The sequence below is a fragment of the Pseudoalteromonas sp. 2CM39R genome, assembly GCF_023161845.1.
The window spans coordinates 421,884-445,486 of sequence record NZ_JALNTM010000004.1; the positions used below are offsets into that span (position 1 = coordinate 421,884).

Genomic DNA, 23,603 nt, shown 5'->3' on the forward strand with positions numbered 1-23,603 from the left:
CTAACCGATTTTGCAAAACTTTATGCATTTGCCATTAATTGCTTAACGCGCTTGGTAAATTCTTCACCCAGTAGGCTTGATTGCATTGCATACTCTACGTTTGCGAGCATGTAGCCTAGTTTTGAGCCGCAGTCATGCGACTTACCTTTTAAATGGTACGCTTCAATTGTTTCAAGATGACGTAACTGTAGTAATGCATCTGTTAATTGTATTTCGCCGCCAGCACCGGGAGGGGTATATTCGAGCAAGTCCCAAATAGCAGGCGATACAACATAACGCCCTGTTATTGCTAAATTGCTTGGCGCTTCGTCATTATTTGGTTTTTCAACCATGTTGGTAATGGCTGCATTTTCACCAGGCTGGATTTTTTTACCTGCTAAATCAACCACACCATAGTTGTGTACTTCTTCATGTGGGACGGGCTCAACCATGATTTGGTTATGCTGGGTGCGCTCAAATCGGTCGATCATTTGCGCAAGATTATCAACCTTTAGGTTCGACTTATATTGATCGATAATTACATCGGGCAATAAAATAGCAAAAGGGTTATTGCCAATGATAGGCCGGGTTTCAAGTATTGCATGGCCTAACCCTAACGGCGCCGATTGACGAACCGATATAATGCTTACATCTCTTGGGATTATTGAACGAACTTCTTCTAGCAAGCTGCGTTTTACGCGGGCCTCTAGAGTGGCCTCTAGTTCAAAGCTAGTATCAAAATGATTTTCTATAGCGTTTTTAGAGGCATGGGTAACCAGCACAATTTCTTTAATACCGGCTTTTACGGCTTCGTTTACAACATATTGAATGAGGGGCTTATCGACTAGCGGAAGCATTTCCTTTGGTGTTGCTTTGGTAGCTGGTAACATACGGGTACCCAAGCCTGCAACAGGCAAGACTGCTTTTAATACTTTCACTTCAATTCCTTTTATAGTTACTTTTGGTTATAACGTAGCTGTTTATAAATGTCGCTGCGAATAGCGAGTTTTAAGCACTACTAACCATATGGGCGGCTATTATACACAACACATATAATCGCTCAATATAAAAAGCAGCCTTTTTGATTGTTTTAGGTTAATTTTTTGTTAACTAATTATTTTTGCCTTTTTTGTAATCTATCAATTTACTTTCAATGGGAATATAATAGTGCTGTTAACTTTTAAGGGATGGGATTTGTGCGCGTAGGAATTTGCATAATTATATTAGTGTCTTTTTTTGCTTGTGCACAAGACATGCTTTTACATTTGCGTAATAGCGATATAATTACCCGTGCCAAACAGTTTTACGGCGATGCAGGCCACCAACGAATAAAAACGTGGCTGAGTTTTATAGATGACTCTGCCAATAAAAGCGAATGGCAAAAAATTCATTTAGTTAATGACTTTTTTAATAAGCATATAAAGTACAAAACCGATGACGATCTTTGGCAAAAAAAAGACTACTGGGCCACCCCGCTAGAAAGCTTAGGTGTAGGCATGGGTGACTGCGAAGATTATGTTATTGCTAAATACTTTACTTTAATCGCTTTGGGTATCCCAGAAGAAAAAATACGCTTTATGTATGTACGCCAACGTACCGTTAATCAACCGCACATGGTATTAATATACTTTGAACAACCTGACCAAATACCGTTGGTGCTCGACAACTTTAATACTAAACTAGTGCCTGCTAGTAATCGTGGCGATTTAAAGCCTATATATAGTTTTAACGGCCAAGGCTTGTGGTTAGCCAAATCGAAAGGGTTAGGTAATAAGGTTAAGAATAGCCGTGGGGTTTCTGCTTGGAACACTATGCTAGAACGAATTGAACAAGGTGAGCTTGCGCCCGCTAATGGTAACAACAAAGGAACTAGTAGTTATGTCTCGAATCTTTAAATATGGATTGAGTTTAAAGACCCAAGTTTATGGCTTGATCATTTTAATTTCGATTATTTCATTTTGTGTACGCGTTATTACCGACGTGGATACAACCCGTAATTACTTACAAACGCAAATGGCCAGTCATGCGCAAGACACCGCTACTAGTTTAGGGCTTTCTATATCTCCTTATTTAGAAGACGACAGCCTAATGATTGCCGAGACGATGGCAACCGCTATTTTTGACTCTGGTTATTATAGCCAAATTAAATTTACTGACGTGCAAAACAACATCGTTTTTGAATTACAAAATCCAAAACGCGTTGAATCAGTTCCTAGTTGGTTTATTAGTGCTGTTGAACTAAGTGCGCCAACTATGCATTCTGAAATAAATAATGGCTGGATGATGGCAGGTACACTCGATGTAACTAGCCATACTGGGCAATCGTATTTAACCTTGTGGCAACACACTCTTCGCAGCTTATATAGCTCGTTTTTACTATTGGCTGCATCACTCGCTATAGCATTTTTAATATTACGTGCGGTATTTAAGCCATTAAAAGCAGTAGAAGATCAAGCCACTTTAGTAACCCGCAAACGCTTTACCTTAAATAAAGAAATACCGGTAGCAAGGGAGCTTCGTACTGTTACACAAGCCATCAATAACATGGTTATAAACTTACAAAGTACGTTTGATTCATTGACCAAGCAAACTCAAGCACTGACCGAAGAAGTATATATAGATTCGTTAACGGGGCTAGGTAACCGTAAGTCGTTTGAAAACCACTTTAATTCTGTTGTAAATAACATTTCAGACGATGCGCCAATTACTGCGTTGATGCTTACCCTGCCCTCATTAAATAATATAAACCAAATAGTAAGTTACCAAGATGGTGACCAGCATGTATTAGATGCAGCTAAAATACTGAAACATGTCACAGAAGAATTACCAAATTCAACGGTATTTAGATTGAATGGCGGCACGTTTGTGTTACTTGCCCCTTATGACGTTTTATTTTTAAATAAAGCTCGTTTGGAGTTAAGTGATACATTAAGTAAAAAAGAAAACAGCCTACACATAAATGGCTATGCAAATTTAGCTATAGTTGCAGTTGAACAAGGTGTAAGTGTTGGTGAAGTACTGTCGTTGCTTGACACCGGTTGTACCATAGGCGAAGACACTACAATTGATAATAACGATAAAGAGTCACTATTTAGCGTCAACCAATGGCGTAAGCTGATTAAGTCGATTATCAATGCTGGTGAAGTGAGCTTTTCGGTACAGCCCGTAAAACAAGCTAATAAAGTTAATTCTCAATGTTACTTTGAAGTGTTTTCTCACTTTATCCATGATGGCGAAAAAGTAAATAACGGCCACTTATTTGCCATGGCCGAAAAGTTAAATTTAACCGAAGAACTCGATAAAAAAATTATACGCAATTTTGTTGATATTAAAGAGCAATACCCAAATGAAGTATTTGCACTAAATCTTAGTAAGGCATCTTTATATTCAACTGACTTTATAGAATGGCTTACTCTTTACTCGCATACTAAGCCGGTTATAAAAACTAACTTACTGTTTGAACTGCATGAAATAAGCTTATTGTATAATGTGCATGTTGCATCGTTACATATAGATGCAATTAAAGAGTTGGGTATTAATGTATGTATTGAGCACTTTGGTACCAGCTTAACATCGTTTAGATATTTACAAGGTCTTGATATTGAATATGTAAAAATAGATGGTAGCTACATTCAAGACTTAGTAACTAACCCACAAAGCCAATTTTATATTCAAACAGTTAACAATATTTGTCATGGTTTTGGGATTAAAGTTTTAGCCTGTTTAATTGAAAAAAACGAGACTTTAGAAATACTTGAAGACCTAGGATGTGATGGTGTACAAGGTAATTTAATACTGCCACCATCAAAAATTATCAAATCTAATGAAAATGGCGTAAATAAAGAGTTTACTTTTTGCACCGATGCGCTAAAATTTTGCAATTAGTACTCAACCAAGGGACGAGAAATGAAAAAATTACTTTTAGCTGGCTTAGTCGCTAGCGCAACAGCACTTACTGCTCTTCCAACCTATGCACAAACGGATAATGCTGCAGTGGTTCAAGAAGTGGGCATAAATAGCATAATTGATATTCTTAATAATGTAACAGCAGATACTTCACCTGAACAATTACGCGAAGATTTAGTAGAAGCTATCAAACGCATTTGTAAAAACAAAGAAGAAGTTAAGTTAGACGAAAAGCTGCTTAATGGCGCATGTGGCGCTGCAGATATTGATGCAATGGTTGCCGCTGTTGTTGCTAACTTTGGTGCAGATAACCCTTTAATTTCTGACTTTTTAGCTGCACTTACAGCTGCAGGCTTAGACTCTGATGCAATTACACTGGCAGCAATTACTGCGGGTGTTGATGCTACGACCGCTTCTGAAGCAACTGCTGCAGGTCCGGGTACTGGTCAGCCAGCTCCACCAGTAGTAAGCTTACCAACATTACCTACACCTCCAGGTTCTGGTGGTACAGGCGGTGATAACGGTATATCTGAAGTCGGTAACTAGTTTCTACTTTTAGTATATTTAAACGCAGCCTACTGGCTGCGTTTTTACTTTGTTTGAGTTTATTTTGAATCGTTTTATATTCTTTTTTATTTGTTTGATCCTATTTTTACTCCCTCTTCCTTTAGGTAGCTACCGACCTTGGGCAATTTTAGCTATTGGCATTTTAACTAGCTTTACCTTTATTACTCACCTTACCCACAGTGTGTTAAATAACAACCAAGCGCTGTTTCCACCCCGCTATTCTTGGCCACTATTTTTTACTCTAAGTGCAGTTGTTTTAGTTTGTGGTATACAACTATTTAGCGTAAGCGTTGATGCATTTCAAACCAAACAAATGTTATTAAAAACCAGCTTTTTACTCATGTTGAGCTGGCTCGTATTTAACTACTGCAATAGTGTCGAGCGAATTAAAAAATTAATTTATGCTGTAATTTGTGCAGGGGTATTTCAAGCTTTGTATGCTAGTTATTTAAACTTATCGCCCGATATAGTAAGTCCTTTATTTGGTTACAAACATACAGATCGTGCAATTGGTACTTTTACCTATTCTAACTTTTTAGCTAATTACTTAGCTTTATGTTTATGTTTAGGCATTGGTGTTTTAATCAGTGAACTAAAACGCTCTAACAGTGGTTATCAGCCCACTGTAAAACAAACACTACGCGCTTGGGCCGAAATATTATTGAGTTCTAAAATAATTTTACGAATTTCGTTAATTATTATTATTGTGGCGCTTATTTTAACTCGCAGCCGTATGGGTAACTCGGCCTTTTTTATCGCTTTAATAATAGTAAGCTTACTGGCGCTATTTATTTATAAGCAAAAGCCTAAAGCATTTAAATTGCTGATTGTGAGCTTTTTTATTATCGACCTAATCATTATTGGTGCCATTTTCGATGTAGAAAAAGTAAAACAACGTATTAGCGAGACTAGTTTGCAATCGGAAACACGTGATGAAGTTGTACGTGACTCAATTCCGCTGATTTTAGATAACCCGCTATTAGGCTCTGGTGGCGGTACTTTTTATACTGCGTTTCCTGCGTATCAATCTGAGCCCTACTCTGGTTATTACGACAATGCGCATAACGATTATGTGCAATTTGCAGTTGAGCTAGGCATTCCTGCCACAGCGTTATTAGGACTGCTGGTGCTTTATAGTTTGTGGTTGTGTATTAATACTATGCGAACGCGTAAAACAGCGCTTTATCAGGGGGTGGCGTTTGGTTGCGCTACAGCTATTGTAGCCATGATGCTACATTCGTCAGTTGATTACTCTTTACAAGCCGGCGCAAACTCAATGCTGTTTATAGTGGTGTTATGTTTGGCTATATTGACCAACAAGTTACCGGCACCAAAACGGATTAAAAAACGACGAAGTTAACGGGCTGCGGGGGTCGGGTTACGGGCCTAAGCTCGTCGCCCGTCGCCCGTCGCTCGCGACATTAAAAAATAACGCGACATGAAGTCGCAGCTACAAGTCGGCAATAATATCAACCTAAAACCTAATTCCTGTATTTAAATCACTGCTCTTCTAAATCAAATTCGGTGGTATGGCCGTCGCCGTGGATTAACTGGTACCTTGCTAAATTACCCGCTTCAAGCGTGACTAAACTAATCGCTGAATCGCTTACTAGATACTTTTGCCCTTTGCCTTTAGTTTGGTGTTTGTCTACTTCCATATGCCAGCGTTTGGTAAAAAAGTTTAGTGGGCTTTTGGGGCCGTATAAAATAGAGTCGAGCTTGTCGAGTACATTTATTAGCTTTCGCGGAAACTCATTTTTAATGCCACTTGCAGTCAGTTGCCAAATTCTGTTGGGGTGATCACCAAAACGTTTTTGCACCGAAAAACAAAATGAATAATGTACATCGCCGGATAAAATCAGCGTTTCGTTTGGGGTGTCGGTACGCCTAAAGGTGTTAAGTAACTTTTTGGCTGAGCCTTCGTGCGCCATCCAGTTTTCTACATCAACCATAAGTGGTTGCCCACACATATTAAACACCGCTTGAATTGCCTCTATCGATTTAACCCCAAACACGGGAGCAGGCGATACAATAATTACTTGGTCATGGCTTAATAGGCTTTCTTCAAGCTCTGTGAGGCGTTCCCAATCAAGTAAACCTGAAGGTTCGTTAAAGTTTTGCTCGTTACGCCAACGATGCGTACGGGTATCGAGCACCACCACTTTAGGAATGGTCATTAACTCATAATGCCAATGGCTAAAGTCGTTAAGGTGTTTATCAAACGCTTTAAATTGCCATTGCTTGTCGCCAGCTAAGCAGTCGTTAAAAGGGCTCAGTAACGATCCGGTTTTTTGTAGTGCGTCGTTGCCCATACCCTGAAACAACCAATAGCTCGCTAAGCCATTATTTACAATACGCTTGCTACTGGGGTTTTGATTAATAGCTTGCTCCCAGCCTGCGGTTAGATTCCAATCATCGGTTACATCATGGTCATCAAACATCATTAAGGTAGATACATTGGCAAACAATCGCTCTACCTCTGCTAAACCTTGTGCATAGTCAATTAATGCGGCTTTTTCTGCATTAAATAGCGTTTGATTTTTTTCGTTACCACCTGAGTAACTTAAGTTATTTAGATCAATGTATTGCCATGCTTGGCTACTAAAATTGAGTAAATACAGCGCTACAAACTCTTCAAAATGAATTAGGTGGTTATAAGCTTTAACACTGGAAAAATGCGGTTCGTCCTTTTTTAACCAATAGCCAATACCTAGTTTTGAGCGGTTTTTCCATGAGGTAGTTGGCAGCAAGTAATGGCGACCATACAACTGTTCTGCAATGTCAGCGGGTAAATCTAAATTAAGTGGCTGTTCTTTATAAATACCTAAGTGTTTAATCAGCTGATGTATTGCTAATAACATAGGCCCTGCTACATCGTCGGCGTATACCTGATCGCCCGAAAGCAATAATAATTGTGCCCCCTGCTGTTCATTACTTCGCTGAACGGCTTGCCAATGGCTTGAACTTACTAAGCTGTCTTTTGCAGGATGATGCGCATTGCGACAAGAGCCATGTAATATTTGTGTCAGTTTTTTGGGGATCACAAATTCAGGTAATGGCTGATTGTTAAAGCTAAACGAAGATAAATCAACAGGGCTGTCATCAAAAAATAGTTGGTATGATAATAAGGTATCGCGCGGGAGCTGGCTGTTTATAGGTTTAATTACCACATACTGTAAAAATAAATGCTCCCCTAACCTTATGGTGTCTTGCTCGCTATAACATTCGTGGCTAATTAGCTCTACACGGCAATTTACTGGCTTTGAAGTAGCAAACTGAATACACACTGCGGTTTTTTCTGCTCGGCGCACCATGGGCCCCATAAGTAACAGTGGGTGTTGCACCGAGAGAGTCGTCATGAGGTTAGCCTTTAGCTGCTAATTTAAATAAAGAGTAAAAGTTATCAGTGGTGGCTTTTGCCAACTCGTTAAAGCTAATGCCTTTGAGCTCACTAATGTAATATGCAACGTCTTCAACATACGCTGGCTGATTAGTTTTACCACGATATGGTACTGGCGCTAAGTAAGGCGAGTCGGTTTCAATAAGCAGTCGATCGAGTGGAATTTGTTTTACTACTTCTTTAAGCTCTACCGCATTTTTAAAAGTCACAATGCCTGAAATAGAAATATAAAAGCCCATATCAATGGCTTTTTTGGCCATATCCCAATCTTCAGTGAAACAGTGCAATACTCCACCGCAATTTTCTGCTTTGTGCTCACGCATTAAATTAATGGTATCGGCACGGGCATCACGGGTATGAATAATAAGTGGCTTTTGTAATTCATTAGCTACCTCAATATGGCCAACAAAACTCGCTTGTTGCACTGCATGCGTGTCTTTTGCGTAGTAATAATCGAGCCCAGTTTCGCCAATCGCCACTACTTTGTCGTGTGAGGCTAAATCAATTAATTGCTGTTTGTTGAGTGCGTCTTTTTGATCAAGCGGGTGCACGCCACATGACGCAGACACGTCGTTGTAATGTTTTATTTGCTCTAGCATATTGGGAAACTGATCAAGTGTGACGCTGACACATAAAAAATGTTCTACTTTTTTAGCGCGAGCGTTATCAAGTACTTGGTCTAGGTTTAAATCGAGTTTATCAAAATCAAGACGGTCTAAATGGCAATGAGAATCTACAATCAAAATAAGGCCTGTTTTTACTACATGGTATAAGTTGGATTGCCGGAGTTTAACATAGTCCCCAGCAGTTTTTCGATCTTCGCGTTTAGATTGGTTTTGTCATCTAGAAAGCTAATGCCGATCCCCGGTGGATTTGAGCTCTGAGCGCCTTGTGGAGTGACCCACGTAACCTTTCCGGTAACCACGTCATCTTCTAGCGCATCTGGCAAGGTAACGCGTAAGGCAAGTGAATATCCTGGTTCATAACGCATATTAGTGCGTACAAATAAGCCACCTTTTTTTAAAAAAGGCATGTAACAGCGATATAGTTCGTCAAGGTCGTCTATATCTACTAATAGCTCTTGCATATCTAGTCCTTTTTATTGGTTACGTAATATGTACGCTAGTCGTGATACCGCAAGCGGTAAATTTAGCCCAAGTATTTGTATATTATTCTGTAAAAAATCATTCAGCGCTTGCTGAGCTACTTGGTAAGAGTCAAAACTCATACCATTTAAAAGCTGTTGTTTAAGCTGCTCACTCAAAAATAAAGTGAAAATACGAACAAGCTCAGGCTGTTTATTTATTATATCGACTAACGCATTGAAATTATGGCTTTGTTTAAACTCAGTTGCAAATTTATAAAGCGTATCAATATTTTCTAGCTGATTTTGCTGTTGCCACTGCTTTACTTGTAGTGGTTGGCTATAAAATAACGACAACCACGGATAATTAGGCACATCTAGAGAGCTAAGCCATTGTTGAGCTAATTGATTATTAGTTACTTTAACCTCGGTTTTAGCACAACGGCTTAAAATAGTCGCTGGTAACTGCGCCACTTGGCTGGTAGTCAAAATTAAAAACCGGCTATTACTTGGTTCTTCAAGGGTTTTTAATAACGCATTAGCCGCTGCGGTGGTCATTTTTTCGCAGTTTTGAATAATCGCTACTTTATTGCCATTTTGAGCCGCGGACTGGTGCATAAAATCGCTTATGCCGCGAATATCATCAACACCTATGCTTTGCCCTTCTACTTGGGTAATGCGCTTGTCTGGGTGTGTACCCGCTAAGTTTAATGAACAACTTTTACAGTGCCCACAAGGGCTTAGTACGCTAGTGGGGCTACTTAACTGTGCTTGCGTATTTTGGCATAACAAACTGTTTGCGAGCTGCTCACTTAGTTCAAACTTACCAACGCCAATGGGCCCACACAACAGCTGCGCATGGTGAAAACGCTGCGCTTTATAGCTTTGAGTTAAGCGTTGCTCTACCTCATTAAGCCACGGCAATGCCATATTATTTTAACCCTGAAAAAAATGTGCGTAGTACATTGGTAATATCACGATGTACTTTATCGATGCTTTGGTTGGCATCAACTGTTTTTATGCTGTCATCATCATTTGCAAGCTCAATGTAACGCATACGGGTGCGCTGGAAAAACTCAATGGCTTCTTGCTCAATTCTATCTAGCTCACCCCGGCCTTTTGCACGTTCAAGGCCAATAACAGGGTCAATATCTAGGTAAATGGTTAAATCGGGTTTTAAACCTTTTAACACCATAGACGATAGCGACGCTAACGTGTTTGCACTAATTCCTCGCCCGCCGCCTTGATACGCCTGTGACGATAAATCGTGACGATCAGCCAATACCCACTGGCCTTGTTCAAGCGCTGGGTTGATCACATTATGCATTAGTTGTGAACGCGCGGCATACATAATTAGCAGCTCAGTTTCAAAAGCTATTTCTTCTTGGTGCTCAGCTTTTACTAAAGTACGTAACGATTCAGCCAGTGGGGTTCCACCGGGTTCGCGCACATTGATAAAATCAACATGGTGATGGTTTAAAAAGTCTTGGCACAGGGCAATGGCGGTAGATTTACCCGCGCCCTCTAGGCCTTCTATAACTATAAATTTTGGTTTCATAAACACTAATTCTTTTTATTTAAAATATACTGGTTAACCGCCGCATTATGTTGTTTTAATGTGGTTGAAAACTGATGGCTACCATCACCTTTGGCTACAAAGTAAACATACTCGCTTTTGGGCGGGTTTACCGCCGCTAAAATGGCTTCTTTGGAGGGCATGGCAATCGGTGTGGGCGGTAATCCGTTAATACGATAGGTATTATACGGCGTGTAATTTCTTAGGTCTTTACGTTTGATATCGCCATCAAAGCTTTCGCCTAGCCCATATATTACGGTAGGGTCGGTTTGTAAGCGCATATTGGTATTTAAGCGATTTATAAACGCTGAAGCAATTAACGGGCGCTCACTGGCAAGCGCGGTTTCTTTTTCGATAATAGAAGCCATTATCAGGGCTTCATAGGCGGTATTGTAAGGTAAATCACTTGCCCGTTGCTGCCATGCATCTGCCAATGTTTGCTGCATTTTTTGCGCAGCGCGTTTTAATAAACTACTCGCGCTGTCGTTACTATGATAATGATAAGTATCGGGAAACAACCACCCTTCAAGGTGAGTTTGCTTGCCGATTATTTGCTCGCCAAGCTGTTCGAGTTTTAAATCGTTTTGTAAATGTGGAGCAATTTTTACCGTATTTAATACATCTCTGAGTGCTTGACCTTCAATAATGGTAAAACTAAAACTAATTTGCTCGCCCTGGTTTATTTTTTTTATGTTGTTTATTACGCTATCTGCGCTTAGCTCGTACAAACCTGCTTTTAGGTCAGTCAAGGTCGGGTCGAGTTTAGCTAATATTTGAAACCGCCAGCAATCCTCTAGCCACTGCTGCTGTTGCCATTGGCGACATAACTTATTAAAACCGGTGCCTTTTTCAACTTTAAATTGGGTATTAGTAGCTACCTTTAGTGGCGTTTGAATGGTTGCTTGTAATTGCTGGTAGCCAATCACAGAGCTAAAAAAAGCCAGTAGTAATACTGATAATATAACTTTTAACACTAAGCCTCCTTGGCTAGTAACTCGTTTAGTAATGATTGGCTGTGCACAATATCAAAATAGTGCTCGTCTAGGCTTTTTACGGGCACAATTTTCATTAAGCTGTTACATAAAAATACGGCGTCTGCTTGGGTAAGGTCATCAACGCTGACAGTTTTAAATTCAACGGCTAATTTATCACATAAAGATTGTAGAAAAACACCTTTAATACCGCATTCATCGAGCCTTGGGCTAAATACCTTATTATTTTTTATTGCAAAAATATTAGCCGCTGAGGTTTCAATTACATTGTTGTTGCAATCAAGGACTAACGCATCATCGGTATGCTGAGCTTGCAGGGCATTTTTGATCAGTACTTGTTCAAGCCTATTTAAAGTTTTAAGCCCAGCTAAATGAGGTTGAACGGCCAGCTTAATCGGGCTAATAGATAAACTAATGCCCGTATCTGTTAAGCTGTTGTAATGTTTTGGATAAGGTAAAACACTCACAAAAATATTTAAATTACATTCGCTTGGTGGCGCATAGCCTCGCCCGCCCTCGCCGCGTGTTACCACGATTTTAACAACCGCTTGCGCCTGTGATGCTACTTGCTGAGTAATGTGCGATTCAAGAGCAGTAAACTCAAGCGCCGGAAAAGCTAAACGCTGCGCACATTCAATCAAACGTGCTTTGTGATAAGCCCAATGCTCAACCTGCCCATCAGTAATAATTGCGGTGGTAAAAAAGCCATCGCCATAATTTAAGCCCCTATCATGGGTGCTTATGCTACTGGTTTCGTTTGCTGCTATTATTGTTTGCATATTTTTTTACACATAAAAAAACCCAGTTAAACAACTGGGTTCTTATTGTCGTTCGTTGTTAAAAAAGATTATACCTTTTTAAACAGTAACGAGCCATTAGTACCACCAAACCCAAATGAGTTACACAAAGCGTAATCAAGTTTAGCATCACGTGCTGTATGCGGTACGTAATCTAAATCACAGCCTTCATCAGGATTATCTAAGTTAATTGTTGGCGTCACTTTTTGCTCGGTCAACGACAAAATAGACACTATCGACTCAACAGAGCCTGCCGCTCCAAGTAAGTGACCCATCATAGATTTTGATGAACTTACCATTACATCTTTAGCTGAATCACCAAAAATAGTTTTAACCGCTGACGTTTCAGCTTTGTCACCCGCATGAGTAGACGTACCGTGTGCGTTAATGTAGCCAACTTGCTCAGCATTTACTTGCGCATCGTTTAATGCGTTTTCCATTGCCAGAGCTGCACCTGCGCCATCTTCTGGTGGTGAGGTCATGTGGTAGGCATCACCACTCATGCCAAAACCAACAAGCTCTGCATAAATTTTAGCGCCACGGGCTTTAGCGTGTTCGTATTCTTCAACAACCACCACACCGGCACCATCAGAAAGTACGAAACCATCACGGTCTTTATCCCACGGGCGAGACGCTGCTTGTGGATCGTCATTACGCGTTGAAAGCGCACGTGCGGCGTTAAAGCCACCCATTCCAATTGGCGTACACGCTTTTTCTGCACCACCGGCAACCATAGCATCAGCATCGCCGTAGGCAATCATACGTGCGGCGTGACCAATGTTGTGCAGGCCTGTAGTACATGCCGTTACAATTGAAATATTAGGACCACGGAGGCCATGCATTATCGATAAATGACCCGAGATCATATTAATAATGGTAGACGGTACATAAAACGGCGATAACTTACGTGGGCCGCTGTTTAATAATTTTACGTGGTTTTCTTCAATAAGGGTTAAGCCACCAATGCCTGAACCCACCGCTACACCAATGCGTGATGCGTTTTGTTCAGTAACTTCGAGGCCAGAATCTTGAAAAGCTTGAACACCCGCTGCAATGCCATACTGGATAAATAAATCCATTTTTTTAGCATCTTTTGGTGACATGTAAGCCGATGCATCAAAATCATTGATTAAACCAGCGAAGTGAGTACCAAATTTTGATGTATCAAAGTGGGTAATATTTTGAATACCACTTTTAGCATCTAATAAGCCTTGCCAGGTTGATTGAACATCATTGCCTAGCGGCGTCAACATTCCTAAGCCAGTTACGACGACACGACGTTTAGCCACGGTTTGCCTCCAATAAGGAATTATTATTATACCAATTAACTTAGCTCAGTTTATTTAAGCGTTAACGCTGTTGCTAGTTATGTTATTAGTATTGGGGATGATCATACCCAAGCTACCTCAAAGTGCGAGTCTCAAACCATTAACCAACGCTAAGCAATAACAATTTAATTGCTGATGATGAGTGAGGGTTTGGAATTGAATCATGGACTTTGAGGTGGTTTGGATATAAAGATTAAAGGCAGCGAATGCTGCCCTTAATTTGCGATTAATTACTCAGCGTGAGCTGTAACGTAATCGATTGCAGATTGTACTGTAGTGATCTTTTCAGCTTCTTCATCTGGGATCTCAGTATCGAACTCTTCTTCAAGAGCCATTACTAATTCAACAGTATCAAGAGAGTCTGCACCTAGGTCATCAACGAATGAAGCTTCGTTTTTAACTTCTTCTTCTTTAACACCTAGCTGTTCGATGATAATTTTCTTTACGCGTTCTTGGATATCGCTCATTCTTCTTTCCTTTATTAAAAACGCCAATGCGTTATTTTCAGATTGCGGCGTAGTTTACGTCCGATAATTCTCTGATTCAATCTTTTGACCATAAATAATTTGCTGGTCAAACCTCTTGAGTGTTTATTTTATCTTTTATCGCTTATTTTCACAGCGATTTCAAGTATGTTTAAAGCAAGTTTACGAAAAATTCAATATTTTTTAGCAAACCCGCATACAATTTGTAGTTTATTTAATTCGCATTGCGAACTTAAACCATGTACATCGCACCATTTACATGCAAAGTTTCACCTGATACATACGCAGCGGCGTCAGATGCTAAATAACATACTGCAGCTGCAATCTCATCTGGCTGACCTAAACGACCCGCAGGTACGTTTGCAAGCGTTGCTGCTTTTTGCTCATCTGTCAAATCATCGGTCATGTCCGTTTGAATAAAACCAGGTGCAACCACATTTACAGTAATTCCACGAGAGGCTACCTCACGCGCTAGTGATTTAGAAAAGCCGATAACACCCGCTTTAGCGGCTGCATAGTTGGCTTGACCCGCATTACCCATAGTTCCCACTACTGAGCCGATATTGATGATACGGCCGTTCTTTTTCTTCATCATTGGGCGAAGTACGGCTTTAGATAAACGGAAGATAGAACTTAAGTTGGTATCGATAATATCGTCCCACTCATTTTCTTTCATGCGCATTAATAAGTTATCGCGCGTAATACCTGCATTATTTACTAATACATCAATATCACCTAAATCGGCTTTAATTGCCGCTAATGTCGCCTCAATCGATGCAGAATCAGTTACGTTTAACGCATAGCCCTTACCGTTATTACCTAAGTAGTCACTAATTTTAGCTGCACCCGACTCGCTTGTTGCTGTGCCCGCTACTTTTGCACCTTGTGCTACTAATGTGTTTGCAATGGCCTTACCAATACCACGGCTAGCGCCAGTGATCAGGACAACTTTGCCCTCTAAAGAAAATAAATTACTCATTTTATATACTCTTATTTAGCTGAATCGATTGATGCAAGGTCGTTAACTGAACCACACACCATCGCTTTATCAATACGTTTTGCAAGCCCGGTTAGTACTTTACCAGGACCAAATTCATAACTTTGCGTTACACCTTGTGCAACCAGTGCTTGTACCGTTTCGGTCCAGCGTACAGGGCTATATAGCTGGCGTACTAATGCCTCTTTAATTGCATCAGCTGAACCTTCTGCTTTTACATCAACATTATTGATTACATCACACTTAGGTGTATTAAATGTTAAAGCAGCTAAATCGGTGGCTAATTTCTCAGCAGCTGGTTTCATTAGTTCACAATGTGACGGTACGCTTACCGATAATGGCAATGCACGTTTTGCTCCGGCTTCTTTACAAGCAACAGAGGCTCTATCAACTGCATCTTTATGACCGGCAATAACCACTTGCCCTGGCGAGTTATAGTTTACTGGAGAAACCACTTCACCTTGTGCCGCTGCTGCACAAGCGGCTTTAATTTCATCGTCGCCTAAACCAATGATTGCGGCCATAGAACCTACACCAGCAGGTACGGCTTCTTGCATGTAAAAACCGCGATTTTCAACCAGTTTTACGGCTTCGCTTAAACTGATCACATCGCTACATACTAAAGCTGAATACTCACCCAAGCTGTGACCTGCCATAACGACGTCTGCATCTGGGTTTGCAGCTAACCAATGACGATAAATAGCCACGCTTGCAGTTAATAGTGCAGGCTGAGTACGGTGTGTTTGATTTAGTTTTTCTTCTGGACCGTTAAGTACAAGGTCTGCTAGGTCGTAACCAAGTGCGGTTGAAGCTTCTGCAAATGTAGCTTTTACTATGTCAGAACTCGCTAGTAGCTCTTGTAACATACCCACAGTTTGCGAGCCTTGACCTGGAAAAAGAAGTGCAATTTTTTGTGCCATAATTTGCTCTTTTAATTAAACAAAATAAATAATGTATAACACGGCACGTTAACTGTTATTCAACCGCCGTGTCTTTAGAATGTGTTTTTTCGAAAATAGCAGCTATTTTATCTGGAAGTTGACGTTCTACTTCTTTCACTGCTTCGTCGATTGCGGCATGAAATGCTTTAGCTGAGGCATTTCCATGGCTTTTAACAACAATACCGCGCAATCCTACCAGAGAAGCGCCGTTATACTGGTCGGGGTTCACTCTTTTATAGAGTTTTTTTATGATTGGCGCCAACATAAACGCCATACACTTGTAAACGACGTGCTTTTCAAGGGCACGGGTAAACTTTTTCATGATAAGTTTAGCAATGCCTTCACAGGTTTTGAGTGCAACATTGCCAACAAAACCTTCACAGACAATAACATCGGCCTTGCCAGAAAAAATATCGCCGCCTTCACTGTAACCAATATAATTAATCAGCTCGCTTTGTTGCATTAATTGTGCGGCTTGCTTAATTTCTTCGTGGCCTTTTATATCTTCAGCACCAATATTCAATAAACTCACTTTAGGGTTATCGCAGCCAAGTGCTTGACCTGCAACCACAGAGCCCATAATGCCAAACTGATACAACATTTGTGCATCACAATGCACGTTGGCGCCTAAATCGAGTAAGTAAACGGGGTTTTTACGTTCAGTAGGTACAGCAGAGATAAGTGCGGGACGTTTCACCCCTGGAAGCATTTTTAATACGTAATGCGCCATAAAAAATAGCGCCCCTGTATTGCCAGAGCTAACACAGGCTTGCGCTTCACCCGATTTAACTAAATCAAGGGCAACTCGCATGGAGGAATCTTTTTTTGAGCGTACAGCAACAGCGGGTTCGCAGGCATTGGTAACAACGTCGTTACAATGGCGAATAATTAATCTAGGATGAGAAAGTGAATCGAGTGATTCTAATTGTTTAGCTATTACTTGCTCGTTGCCACATAAAATGAGTTTTAAGTTGGCATTAGCATTTACCGCACGAACGGCTGCGGGGATAGATGAACGGGGGCCATAATCGCCCCCCATCATATCTAACGCTATGGTTAGATTAGTCAGCATATAAGCAATCTCTTAGTTAGAAATTACTTGAACGCCTTTGTAGTAACCATCTGCAGTCACATGGTGACGACGATGAGTCTCACCAGATGTTTGGTCTACAGTTAAAGTTGGACCACTGATCGCATCGTGTGAACGGCGCATGCCGCGTCTTGCACGAGACTTTTTGCTTTTTTGTACAGCCATAGTCTTCTCCTAAGAATCTTTCTTAAGTTGTTTCAAAATATCAAATGGATTTGGTTTATCATCTTCCGCCTTTAAAACACCAAAGCTGGCAGGCTCTGCTGTATAACTGCATGAAGCTTCGTTGTGGGTAGGCACTAATGGCACTGCTAAAATAAGTTCGTCTTCGATTAACTCAAATACGTCTATTTCACCATTTTCATCAAGTGCTACTTCGTCGTAGCTTTCTGGAAGATCATCTGACTCTGCATCCAAACCGACTGGCGAATACACAAAGTCTTGATCCAAATCCAACCCTAAATCACCATTACAACGTTGACAAGTGACAGTTACGTGTGTGGACAAATTGCCACTAATCACAACTAAACCTTGCTCATCGTTTTTGCAATGAATTTTTACCGCTATTTCACCTACTTCTTCCTGGATAACCCCTCGTAAACGAGGAAGTTTCTCAAGCGGTACAACGCCGTCATACTTTAAACGATGCTGAGCTGCTTTGCCCGGATGAAGGGTGATGGGAATTTTCACCTTTTGCATAGGGGCTGCATCATATAGATAGTTAGTAAGTTAGTCAAAGTAAAAAACCAATTTTACGTTGTTTTTCACGTGTTTTACTCACGGATCTGATTTATCCTAACTCAATCTGATTTACGCTAGGAAAACATGCCATGAAGCACCCCCTTATATTAGCCTCAAGCTCGCCATTTAGGCAGTCTTTATTACAAAAATTTAATCTGCCGTTTGAAACGTTTTCGCCAGATGTTGACGAAACGCCGCATAAAAACGAAACACCAAGCACGCTTGTTAAGCGCCTCAGTGAATTAAAAGCGGCTGCAGCCATCGATCATTTTGACCAAGGCCTCGCGATTGGCTCAGATCAAGTTGCTGTATTTAATCAGCAAATACTAGGTAAGCCGCACAATAAAAAAAACGCAATAAAGCAATTGAGCTTATTTAGCGGGCAAGCGGTCACTTTTTTAACTGGCTTATGTGTGTACGATATTCATACTAAACAAAGCAAAACTATTGTTGAGCCCTTTAATGTGACCTTTAAAACGTTAACAACGGCGCAAATAAGTGCTTATTGCGATGCAGAGCAACCTTATAACTGTGCAGGTAGTTTTAAAAGTGAAGGCTTGGGTATTTGTTTATTTGAAAAGCTCAGTGGTGATGATCCAAATAGTTTAATTGGTTTACCACTCATTAAACTCAGCCAATTACTGGCTGAGTTTGGTGTTGATGTATTAGCAGCGCAAACTAACTGATTAGCCGAGTAATATATTTTGCAACTGCTGATAGTTGTCAGCGGTTGCAATCGGGGTTAACTCGTTTAATTGCGCTGCGTCGTGCACGCCCATGGTTACCCCTATTCTATCCATACCTGCGGCTTTTGCCATTGCCATATCTATTTGCGTGTCGCCTATCATTAGCGCTTCATCAACACTTACCCCTAGCTCTTCAAGCAATTGATAAAGCATATCGGGAGCGGGTTTTGATTTAGCGTCGTCACTGGTTCGCGTAGCACTAAAAAAGTGACGCAACTGGCTTTCATCTAGAAGGCGTTCCAGTCCTACTCGGCTTTTACCTGTGGCAACCGCCAATATTATGCCTTGATTTTTTAACTCAGTGAGTACCTGTGCAACGTGATCAAACACCGGTGTTGGGGTGGTATCAAGTGCATATTGCTGTTTATAACCTGCAATAAGCGTTTCGTGATGTTCGCTGTAGTTAGGAAACAAGGTTGCGATTGCGTTTTCAAGCGATAAACCAATAATATTTTTACTAGCGGTATCGCTTGGCGGCTCAATATTATGTGATTGGGCACTTTTGCGAATGCAATTAACGATTTTGCTAATTGAATCCATAATGGTGCCATCCCAATCAAAAATCACCAGCTTGTAATGTTTTATTGAGGTTACGATCACGCCTTTGCTGCTCTAAGTTTTACTAAACAGCTTGATAGTGCTTTATCCAGCGGTGCTTCTACTCGCATAGTGGTTTCGTTTTTAGGATGGTAAAAGCTTAAATCATGCGCGTGTAGAAATAAGCGGTTTAAACCGCGTTTACGCATTGACTCATCAAATCCTTGGTCGCCGTACTTATCATCACAAGCAATAGCATGGCCTTGACACTGAGTATGCACACGAATTTGGTGAGTACGACCGGTTACAGGGGATGCTTGTACTAATGAGCAATCGTTAAAACGTTCAAGCACTTTAAAACGGGTATGCGACGGTTTGCCCTCGGTATTATCAACACGTACTACGCGCTCACCCGATTTTAGGGTATTTTTACGCAAACCTTCCGTTACATTTTTTGTTTTAGAGTCCCATTGGCCTTCTACCAATGCCCAGTAATTTTTTTCCATGGTTTTTTCGCGTAATTGCTCATGCAAAGCGGTCAGCACTGAGCGGCGCTTAGCAATGAGTAAACAACCTGAGGTATCGCGGTCTAAACGATGCACAAGCTCTAGGCTACGCTCTTCTGGGCGTAAAACACGTAATGCTTCAATAAGCCCGTAGCTTAAGCCACTTCCGCCATGCACAGCCATGCCTGATGGCTTGTTAATAACAATCAGGTATTTATCTTCAAATAATATATCGTCTTCGAGGCGCGTTACTTTATCGAGTTTTGATGGTACAAACTCTTCACGCTCTGACACTCTAATTGGCGGTATACGAATAACGTCGTCTAGCTGCAATTTATACACAGGTTTGATGCGTTTTTTATTAACACGCACCTCACCTTTACGAAGAATTTTATAAATTGCGCTTTTAGGCACCCCTTTTAAATGGGTAATAAGAAAGTTATCAATACGCTGACCTAGGTGGTCTTCGTTGATCGTGACAAAAGATACTTGTAAGCCGGTTTTTTCTGACATTGCCTAATCACTGATTTAAGTAAAATAATTTAGTTGCTAACACGGTTATAATAGTGGGATAATAAGCAGCGCAAATATTTAGTATTTGCAAATAACAACGGTGCTTTTTAACACAACAAAACATTCGTGATGCACATTCTGGGTAACCGATCATACAGATCCGAGTTAAGTTTTCCAAAGCTTTTATACATACCCAGTCAACACGTGCGCACAACTAACGGCAATGCGCGTAATATATTGCTGGTTAAGTTTGAACATGAATTGATTTTTAATGTGATAGTAAAAGCAATGAACAGATAATTTGTCTGATAGTGACGGCGTAAAAAACACGCCGTTCAGAATTCGCTCAAATATTGTAGTAGTACCGTACAGCAGCTTATTTAGAACTAAAAAAATCTAATAAATAAGCGTTCATTAACATCGGTAGCGATTTTTGCTCATAAAATAGATAACGGTAGTTTTAAAAGCGAAACTATGGTTTGAACCTAAAGAGCCCTACGCACCTAATATGAATGCATTTAATAAGATTGATATGACAGGCCAACTTCTGGATAAAATGAGTATTGAGCTAAACAGCCGACACATTTGAATCCCTTTAGAATTTAATAGCGTGATAACACCCTATTGTTTGCCGGCATTTAAAATACTGCGTACCAAAATACAGAGCCGTTCCGTTAAAGACCCAGTCGTGAGGCTGCACATTCTAAAAATAGGAACACCTGAACAGGCGAGAAAAACATCGTCATGTCAGCGACACAAACTAGTAGAGTAACATTATGAAACGTATGCTAATCAATGCAACGCAGCAAGAAGAAATGCGCGTAGCACTGGTTGACGGCCAGCGCCTATATGATTTAGATATAGAAAGCCCAGGTCACGAACAGAAAAAAGCCAATATTTATAAAGGCAAAATCACACGTATTGAACCATCTTTAGAAGCGGCATTTGTTGACTACGGTGCTGATCGTCATGGTTTCCTTCCATTAAAAGAAATTGCTCGTACTTACTTCCCGCAAGGTTACACCTTCCATGGTCGTCCGAATATTCGCGACGTGATCAAAGAAGGTCAAGAAGTAATAGTACAAGTTGATAAAGAAGAGCGCGGCCAAAAAGGTGCAGCATTAACTACCTTTATCAGTGTTGCCGGCAGCTACTTAGTGCTTATGCCTAACAACCCTCGTGCTGGCGGTATTTCTCGCCGTATCGAAGGTGATGAGCGTACTGAACTTAAAGAGTCGCTAAGCCGCCTAGAACTACCTAAAGGTATGGGCTTAATTGTACGTACTGCGGGTGTTGGTAAATCGTTTGAAGAACTAAACTACGATTTAAAAGCATTATTAGTTCACTGGGAAGCCATTCAACAAGCGGCAGACAGTGCTAAAGCACCATTCTTAATTCACCAAGAAAGTAACGTGATTTTCCGCGCTATTCGCGACTATTTACGTCGTGACATTGGTGAAATTTTAATTGATAAGCCACGTGTTTTTGAAGAAGCTAAAGCGCACATTGAGCGTTTTCGTCCTGACTTTATGAGCCGCGTTAAGCTTTATCAAGGTGACACACCATTATTTACGCATTACCAAATTGAAAGCCAAATTGAGTCTGCGTTCCAACGTGAAGTGCGTTTACCGTCAGGCGGTTCAATTGTTATTGACCCTACTGAAGCACTTACCTCTATTGATATCAACTCGTCTAAAGCAACAAAAGGCGGTGATATTGAAGAAACAGCACTTAACACCAACCTAGAAGCAGCGGATGAAATTGCACGTCAACTTCGTTTACGTGACTTGGGTGGTTTAATTGTTATCGACTTTATTGATATGACACCTCCACGTCATCAACGTGAAGTAGAAAACCGCTTAAAAGATGCTGCTCGCCCAGATCGTGCCCGTGTACAAATTGGCAAAATTTCGCGCTTTGGTTTACTTGAAATGTCGCGTCAGCGATTACGCCCTTCACTAGGTGAAGCAAGCCAAGGTGTTTGTCCACGTTGTAGTGGTCAAGGTACTATTCGTTCAAACGAGTCAATTGCACTATCAATTTTACGCTTGATTGAAGAAGAAGCGATTAAAGACAACACTGCACAAGTAAACGCACAAGTGCCTGTTGCCGTTGCCGCTTATTTATTAAATGAGCAGCGTCGTAGCGTTCACCGCATTGAAAAGCATCATAAATGTGATGTAGTGATTATTCCTAATCAACACATGGAAACACCACATTACGAAGTTATGCGTTTACGTAAAGACGAAACACTTGAAACAGTAAGTTATGAGCAAGTTGTTGCGCCTGAGCCTGAAGCATTTGAAATGTCTAAATCGCCAGCAGCACCTGTACGTGAAGAGCCGAAGCTTAAAGGTGTCGTTGTGCCTTCTAGCCCTGCTCCACAAGCAGCAGCAAAAGCAGCGCCGGTAGTAGAAGCAAAAGCTGAAATTGGCTTATTTACTGCACTTGGAAAATGGATTAAGTCGTTATTTGCAAGTGAAAGTGAGCAAACAACACAAGAGTCTACAGATAAGAAATCTCAAGAGCGTACCAATAACAACCGTGGCAATGATAATCGTCGTCGAAACAACAACCAACGTCGTCGCAATAATAACCCACGTAATAAACCACGCAACGAACGTAATACAGATTCTGAAACTAAAAATGAGTCAGCACCTGTAAATGATACGCAAGAAAAGAATGAAAACCGCAATAAGCGCCGTCGTAATTCAAATACGCGTAAACGTCCTGAGCATAAAACAGAAGATAAAACGCAAGTAAAAGCAGAGGCAACTCAAAAAGCTGATACTGCACCTAAATCTGATAAGAATGCTGAGCCAAAAGAGCAAAAGCCTAAAGTACGTCGTCAACGTCGTAATTTACGCAAAAAAGTTCGCGTACAAGACGAAAGTGCTGAGCAAGTTCAAACAATAGAACAACCTGTTGAGCAACCTGTGGTGAAAGAAGAAAAGCCACAAGTGAAAGAGCAAGCACCTGTTGTTGAAAAGCAAACGCCTGTATCAGATGAAAAAGCACCTGCACCTGCTAAAGAACAAGCAGAAGCTGTTGTTGATTCAAACGATAACGCAGTATCACAAGATGAAGAACAAGAGCAAACACGCACTCGTTCACGTCGTTCACCACGTCATCTTCGTGCATCAGGTCAGCGTCGTCGTCGCCCTGAGGGTGAAAACGCGCAAGAAAAGTCTGATGAAGCGCCTGCGTTTGTACCCGTTGCTGATCAAGCTGCAGCTGAATATGAAGCAGAGCTAAAAGCAAAAGCACATAAAACGGCCGTTGATGCCTCTGATGCAGTTGAGCAAAACATTGTTGAAGAAGAATTAGCGAAAACTGAAGAGCCAGTAAAAACTGAAGAACCAGTAAAAACTGAAGAACCAGTAAAAACTGAAGAACCAGTAAAAACTGAAGAACCAGT

The 23,603-nt window shown here is 40.8% G+C and carries 23 protein-coding genes; 6 read left to right on the forward strand and 17 right to left on the reverse strand.

Annotation, left to right across the window (positions count from 1 at the left end; translation table 11 throughout):
• Positions 1-20: 20 nt before the first annotated feature.
• Positions 21-917: a UTP--glucose-1-phosphate uridylyltransferase GalU gene (galU, locus tag MTF66_RS12265; protein ID WP_055011798.1), complete on the reverse strand. Its 897-nt coding sequence runs from the start codon at positions 915-917 to the stop codon at positions 21-23.
• Between the two features lie 258 nt (positions 918-1,175).
• On the opposite strand from galU, the gene MTF66_RS12270 reads away from it, so the two are divergent.
• The 4 genes from MTF66_RS12270 (at position 1,176) to MTF66_RS12285 (ending at position 5,812) form a co-directional block, all read left to right on the forward strand.
• Entirely contained in the window at positions 1,176-1,874 is a 699-nt protein-coding gene (locus MTF66_RS12270; RefSeq protein WP_010389652.1) for a transglutaminase-like cysteine peptidase, read from the forward strand.
• On the forward strand, positions 1,858-3,864 hold the full coding sequence (locus MTF66_RS12275; protein ID WP_055011797.1) for an EAL domain-containing protein: 2,007 nt from the start codon (positions 1,858-1,860) through the stop codon (positions 3,862-3,864). Before MTF66_RS12270 ends, MTF66_RS12275 begins: the two co-directional genes overlap by 17 nt.
• A gap of 21 nt (positions 3,865-3,885) precedes the next feature.
• Positions 3,886-4,431 (forward strand): hypothetical protein, encoded by a 546-nt coding sequence (locus MTF66_RS12280; protein WP_054200714.1) that lies wholly within the window; start codon positions 3,886-3,888, stop codon positions 4,429-4,431.
• A gap of 64 nt (positions 4,432-4,495) precedes the next feature.
• Entirely contained in the window at positions 4,496-5,812 is a 1,317-nt protein-coding gene (locus MTF66_RS12285; protein WP_171043240.1) for an O-antigen ligase, read from the forward strand.
• Positions 5,813-5,951: 139 nt separating this feature from the next.
• Here the strand turns inward: MTF66_RS12285 and MTF66_RS12290 are convergent, their stop codons facing one another.
• From MTF66_RS12290 to yceD, 14 genes are all read right to left on the reverse strand, one after another.
• Positions 5,952-7,811, reverse strand: coding sequence for an alkaline phosphatase D family protein (locus tag MTF66_RS12290; RefSeq protein ID WP_055011795.1), 1,860 nt, complete (start codon positions 7,809-7,811; stop codon positions 5,952-5,954).
• 4 nt (positions 7,812-7,815) lie between these two features.
• Positions 7,816-8,595 carry a TatD family hydrolase gene (locus MTF66_RS12295; RefSeq protein ID WP_024601403.1) on the reverse strand — a complete coding sequence of 260 codons (780 nt, stop codon included), beginning with the start codon at positions 8,593-8,595 and terminating at the stop codon, positions 7,816-7,818.
• A gap of 17 nt (positions 8,596-8,612) precedes the next feature.
• Entirely contained in the window at positions 8,613-8,939 is a 327-nt protein-coding gene (locus tag MTF66_RS12300; protein WP_010389644.1) for a PilZ domain-containing protein, read from the reverse strand.
• Between the two features lie 12 nt (positions 8,940-8,951).
• Positions 8,952-9,866 carry a DNA polymerase III subunit gene (locus MTF66_RS12305; RefSeq protein WP_055011794.1) on the reverse strand — a complete coding sequence of 305 codons (915 nt, stop codon included), beginning with the start codon at positions 9,864-9,866 and terminating at the stop codon, positions 8,952-8,954.
• Position 9,867: 1 nt separating this feature from the next.
• The gene (tmk, locus tag MTF66_RS12310; RefSeq protein ID WP_010389641.1) at positions 9,868-10,494 is read right to left on the reverse strand and encodes a dTMP kinase; all 627 of its coding nucleotides are present in this window, start codon (positions 10,492-10,494) and stop codon (positions 9,868-9,870) included.
• A gap of 5 nt (positions 10,495-10,499) precedes the next feature.
• The gene (gene mltG, locus MTF66_RS12315) at positions 10,500-11,486 is read right to left on the reverse strand and encodes an endolytic transglycosylase MltG (RefSeq protein ID WP_055011793.1); all 987 of its coding nucleotides are present in this window, start codon (positions 11,484-11,486) and stop codon (positions 10,500-10,502) included.
• Complete coding sequence (gene pabC / locus MTF66_RS12320; protein WP_055011792.1) at positions 11,486-12,283, reverse strand: aminodeoxychorismate lyase; 798 nt, start codon at positions 12,281-12,283, stop codon at positions 11,486-11,488. The genes mltG and pabC overlap by 1 nt, the downstream gene beginning before the upstream one ends.
• A gap of 68 nt (positions 12,284-12,351) precedes the next feature.
• A complete protein-coding gene (fabF, locus tag MTF66_RS12325) occupies positions 12,352-13,590 on the reverse strand; it encodes a beta-ketoacyl-ACP synthase II (RefSeq protein WP_054200708.1) in 1,239 nt (412 codons plus the stop codon).
• A 269-nt stretch (positions 13,591-13,859) separates the two neighbouring features.
• On the reverse strand, positions 13,860-14,096 hold the full coding sequence (acpP, locus tag MTF66_RS12330) for an acyl carrier protein (RefSeq protein WP_008109873.1): 237 nt from the start codon (positions 14,094-14,096) through the stop codon (positions 13,860-13,862).
• A gap of 250 nt (positions 14,097-14,346) precedes the next feature.
• Complete coding sequence (gene fabG / locus MTF66_RS12335) at positions 14,347-15,093, reverse strand: 3-oxoacyl-ACP reductase FabG (RefSeq protein WP_055011791.1); 747 nt, start codon at positions 15,091-15,093, stop codon at positions 14,347-14,349.
• An 11-nt stretch (positions 15,094-15,104) separates the two neighbouring features.
• On the reverse strand, positions 15,105-16,031 hold the full coding sequence (gene fabD / locus MTF66_RS12340) for an ACP S-malonyltransferase (RefSeq protein WP_055011790.1): 927 nt from the start codon (positions 16,029-16,031) through the stop codon (positions 15,105-15,107).
• A 55-nt stretch (positions 16,032-16,086) separates the two neighbouring features.
• A complete protein-coding gene (gene plsX, locus MTF66_RS12345) occupies positions 16,087-17,124 on the reverse strand; it encodes a phosphate acyltransferase PlsX (RefSeq protein ID WP_055011789.1) in 1,038 nt (345 codons plus the stop codon).
• A gap of 12 nt (positions 17,125-17,136) precedes the next feature.
• Positions 17,137-17,307 (reverse strand): 50S ribosomal protein L32, encoded by a 171-nt coding sequence (gene rpmF, locus MTF66_RS12350; RefSeq protein ID WP_008109865.1) that lies wholly within the window; start codon positions 17,305-17,307, stop codon positions 17,137-17,139.
• 9 nt (positions 17,308-17,316) lie between these two features.
• Entirely contained in the window at positions 17,317-17,841 is a 525-nt protein-coding gene (gene yceD / locus MTF66_RS12355; RefSeq protein ID WP_008109862.1) for a 23S rRNA accumulation protein YceD, read from the reverse strand.
• A gap of 131 nt (positions 17,842-17,972) precedes the next feature.
• Here yceD and MTF66_RS12360 point away from each other — a divergent pair, with 131 nt between their 5' ends.
• Positions 17,973-18,569, forward strand: a complete 597-nt coding sequence (locus tag MTF66_RS12360) for a nucleoside triphosphate pyrophosphatase (RefSeq protein WP_055011788.1) — start codon at positions 17,973-17,975, stop codon at positions 18,567-18,569.
• On the opposite strand, the gene MTF66_RS12365 is transcribed toward MTF66_RS12360, so the two are convergent.
• Together MTF66_RS12365 and rluC are read right to left on the reverse strand one after the other, a co-directional pair.
• Positions 18,570-19,229 (reverse strand): HAD-IA family hydrolase, encoded by a 660-nt coding sequence (locus MTF66_RS12365; RefSeq protein WP_055011787.1) that lies wholly within the window; start codon positions 19,227-19,229, stop codon positions 18,570-18,572.
• Positions 19,226-20,185, reverse strand: coding sequence for a 23S rRNA pseudouridine(955/2504/2580) synthase RluC (gene rluC / locus MTF66_RS12370; protein WP_008109857.1), 960 nt, complete (start codon positions 20,183-20,185; stop codon positions 19,226-19,228). The genes MTF66_RS12365 and rluC overlap by 4 nt, the downstream gene beginning before the upstream one ends.
• 776 nt (positions 20,186-20,961) lie before the next feature.
• Between rluC and rne the strand changes: the two genes are divergently transcribed.
• Positions 20,962-23,603 (forward strand): ribonuclease E (gene rne, locus MTF66_RS12375; protein WP_248527320.1); only part of this gene is annotated, 2,642 nt, incomplete at its 3' end.